Origin of the sequence: Carnobacterium sp., assembly GCF_032094055.1 — a bacterium.
Classification (GTDB): Bacteria; Bacillota; Bacilli; order Lactobacillales; family Carnobacteriaceae; genus Carnobacterium_A.
In genome coordinates, this window is the sequence record NZ_DAMDAK010000127.1 from 1 (window position 1) to 4,280 (window position 4,280).

2 protein-coding genes and 1 pseudogene are annotated in these 4,280 nt (G+C 39.3%); all 3 read right to left on the reverse strand.

Going from position 1 to position 4,280, the window contains the following annotated elements; all coding sequences use genetic code 11:
- Positions 1-1,871 (reverse strand): annotated as a pseudogene (locus tag RT405_RS13030) (beta-glucoside-specific PTS transporter subunit IIABC); the annotation flags it as partial.
- Positions 1,872-1,967: 96 nt separating this feature from the next.
- Positions 1,968-2,807, reverse strand: coding sequence for a BglG family transcription antiterminator LicT (licT, locus tag RT405_RS13035; RefSeq protein ID WP_313470248.1), 840 nt, complete (start codon positions 2,805-2,807; stop codon positions 1,968-1,970).
- Positions 2,808-3,078: 271 nt separating this feature from the next.
- Positions 3,079-4,280, reverse strand: a 1,202-nt coding sequence (locus tag RT405_RS13040; RefSeq protein ID WP_313470249.1) for a carbohydrate-binding domain-containing protein, incomplete at its 5' end; no start/stop codon positions are given.

Here is a 4,280-nt window from a genome sequence, read left to right on the forward strand (position 1 = left end):
TACTACAGCAGACCCTACAGAACTGATAATATCTTCATAATCAACCGCATTTGTAATAATCACAGGCGTAATAATCGGAAACCCTTGTTTAGCAATGCCGTCTAAGTCAAATTCAATCAGCTTATCGCCAACTTGCACGTGCTGTCCTTTTTCAACAAAGTAACGGTAACCTTCTCCGTTTAACTGCACTGTGTCAATGCCGACATGAATCAATAGTTCCATACCGCTATCACTTGTTAGACCAATTGCGTGTTTCGAATCAAATGTAGCGGTGACAGTACCAGATATAGGCGAAACTACCAATCCTTCTTCCGCAAAATAGCTATACCTTTTCCTAATATTTCTTCTGAAAACATGCCATCTGCTACTTCTGATAATGCAACGGCTTCTCCTTTCATTGGTGAGACAACCGTTTCTTCAGCTCCGCTTACTGTTGTTTGGATAGCTTCATCCTTATCATTGCTTGATACAGCTGGACGGTCTTTATCTGCTAGTGCATCTTCTTCAGTAGCAGGGTCTTTATATAGAAGGAAAGAGACGGCAAAAGAAACTACAATACTGATTGCTGCACCAATACACGCTAAATAAAAATAGCTTAATGTATTATCGCCAATATAACTTGGAAGAGTCAACAACCCAGGAGACCCGCCAGAAAAGTTTCTTACTTTAGTCATTCCTACAAAAAGTCCACCGACACCGCCACCGATCATAGCCGCATATAGAGGCGTTTTGAATCGTAAATTCACTCCATATAAAGCTGGTTCAGTAATTCCAAAAAGTGCTGTCAAACCTGCTGAAGAAGCCAATTGTTTCACTTTCGAGTCTTTACTTTTGAAACCTACTGCAAGTGCGGAAGCTCCTTGTGCCACATTGGACGTTAACATTCCTGGATAAATAACTGTATCAAATCCAGTCGTCATCCGGTTGTTGATCCCAATTGGAACAAGGCCATAGTGTGTACCCGTAGCAACAAATAATGGGGTAAAAGCTCCAATAATTGTTGGTACCAACCACGGGCTAAGCGTTTCTAACGCATTGATTCCAGAAGATATGGCATCACTGATAAAGAAACCGATCGGACCTACAAGTACCAAACTAGCTGTTCCCACTACAGCAATCGTAATCAACGGTTTGCTGAAAAATTTAATCGCATTGGGCGAGATTCGGTCTGCTATGGGTTCTATATAAGACATCAGCCAAACGGATAAAATGATCGGAATAACTGAAGAAGAGTAGGTCACGGCTGAAATAGGAAGTCCAAATAAATGGATGCTTTCCCCAGTTTCTTTGGCCAATCCAACCATTGTGACAAAGTTTGGATGAAGCAAGATTCCTCCTAACATGATGGCTAAATACATATTAGCTTTAAATTTTTGTGCCGATGAGACTGCTAATAAAATCGGTAAGAAATAAAAAGCTGCATCGCTCATAAAATTCAATATCTGATAAGATTGGCTCTCTACATCCAAAACGCCAAAAACGACTAACACAGAAAGGACTGCTTTAAGCATCCCTGCAGCTGTGATTGCTGGCAAAATTGGTGTAAAAATACCGGTGATCGTATCAATAACTTTTGCTACAATTGACCGATCATCTTTTTCATCGTTTCCTTGTTCACCAGATAAAGAACTACTTAAGTTGGTGATTTCTTTATAGACATTCCCCACATCACTGCCAATAATAATTTGATATTGTCCACCTTTATTCACAACGCCCATGATTCCGGGAGTTTCTTTTAATGTATTCGTATTTGGCAGTTGATCATCTTTCAGATTAAAGCGCAAACGTGTTGCACAATGGGTTACATTAGAGACGTTTTTCTCCCCACCAATATTTTCCAGTATCGTCTTTCCTAACTCCGAATAATTCATTCTTTCTTCCTCCTAAAATTGAATAAAAAAATACCTAAATAACTTCCTCTTTTGAGGAATTCATTTAGGTATAGCCTGCATCACCAGTAACAATCCTTATTTGGTTTTTGTGATTCGCTTAATGTGTATCGTTAGGTAAATCATTTCATCTTCTTTTAAATCACGGCCAAATTCTTTTAGAATATAATCTCTTACTCGCAGAGCACACGTATATTCATCTTTATACTTTTCTTTTAACATGAACAAGAATCCGGCATCTTCATCCCCTTCTAATTCAACACCGCTAAACAAGCGCTGAACGAAAAATTTCAAATGAGTAATGAATCGTTCATAATTTAAAGAATACTCGTCCAAATCCATTTTATAATGGTATTTTATAATATTAACAATATTTTGAATGATTTGTGTCATTTCAGCTACTTGACTTACCTTAGACATATCTAATTCTGCATTAACAATATGTAGCGCAATGAAACCTGCTTCATCTTCTGGTAAGACAATGCCAATTCTTTTCTCAATAATAGCCAAAGCTTCTTTACCAATTAAATATTCATGGTTATAAAATCGTTTTATTTCCCAAAGCAATGCATTTTTGATGGGTATTCCTTGTTGGTGGCGTTCAATGGCATAATCAATATGGTCTGTCAGTGTAAAATAAATATTCTCACTCAACTTTTTACCTAATGAAACTTTAGCGAAACTAATGATTTCATTGGCTACTTGAACATGTTCTAACCGAATATTTGCTAACATTTGAATCAATTTATTCGAACTGATCTCTTTGTTGCTTGTATACACTTTTTCAATCAACTGATCATTGATTTCTGAGCCAACTTTTTTCTGAAATCCAATTCCCTTGCCCATAACTAAAACTTCATTGCCTACACTATCAACAGATTTAACGATATTATTGTTAATGATTTTTTTTACTTTCACAACATTAAATCTCCTTAACGAGAATGAACCTATCTAGATAATGAATGATTCTATAAATAATCAGCTGGTTTAGCCTGCACTACCAGTAACAACCCTAGCCATGTAAACCATTACAACATAAAACAATTCTACTGTCAAATACATTTTTATGTTTGCTACTTCGTTTTGTTTGAAAAATATATACTAGAATAAGGTATATCTATAGGTTTCATGCAAAAACACCCGTCAAAATAAACGACGGGTGCGAGCTTAAATATTATGCATTTAGTGATTATTCTACTTCTTCATTTTCACTGCTATCTGACTGAGGCATATCTTCAGAGTTCGGTTTCTCCATATTGCCAAAATCCGGTCTTTCCATATTGTTCTCATCCGGCCGTTTCATTTCACCCTCAGCATTACCTGGCTGCATACCGCCCATTTGCCCAGTTGAAATACCGCTAGTTGTTGCTATTCCTTCCAACGTTACATCAAAAGTATCTTCATCGACCGTTATCGTATAGGTTTCGCCCTCGATCAAATCAGCTGAACTGAATTGAACAGAAGTGAAGTCTTTAGCCGCTGTCCAAGATAAAAGCTCTTCGCCATTTGTATCGCTGATTTTAATCTTGCTGCCAGCTTGGTAGGTTGTTTCAAAGCCGTACAAGACGCTTGCTTGACTAGAAGTGTCTGCAAAACTGACTGCCATTCCAGAACTGCCGGCACCCATCAGCGTACCACCAGTGATCACAGTTTCTCCATTCGAGTCAATTGTGCCGTTGCCATCATTTTCTGGTCCACTGACCGTAGTGGTTCCGCCAGAGATTTCAAGTGTCCCATTTGAATCTAAACCGTCACCTCCAGCATCTACTGTAAGCGTACCGCCAGATATCATAATTTTGTTCGCACTGTTACTAGCAAACGAATCTTGTCCTTTCTGATCACTGCTCGCTGATTCTTCCTCTTCACCGCCTGCAGCGTTAAGCCCATCATCGCTGGCTGTAACTTCGATGTTCCCTGCACTTATTGTGATGGTTTTTCCTTCGATTCCTTCATAGCTTTCTGTAAGCGTGAGGTCCGATCCACTTAACAACAGATCGCCATCGGCATGCACACCATCATCACCGGTCGCAGCGGATAGTGTTCCAGCTGCTAGCGTGACATTTCCATTACTATGGATACTGTCGTCAGCGGAGTCGATCGTAAAGGTTCCACCGTTGATGATCAACTCTGTTCCAGATTTCAATCCTTTTTTACTGATTGTTTCTGTCGTTGTATCTGCATCTTCTGAAGCTGTTGCTGTATCTTTTTCTGTAGTCGTCGCTGTATCCTTATTCGGAGTTTCTGCACTAGGAGCGTTAGGTTCGCCTTTACTCATTGGTCCTTCAAATCCGCCACTTTCAGTTGTTTTAGCTGGCGCATTTGCACTGCCGCCGCCTGTTGTTAACGTGAACGTTCCACCGTCTGCTTGGAATAAGGTTTCTGCTTGGATTG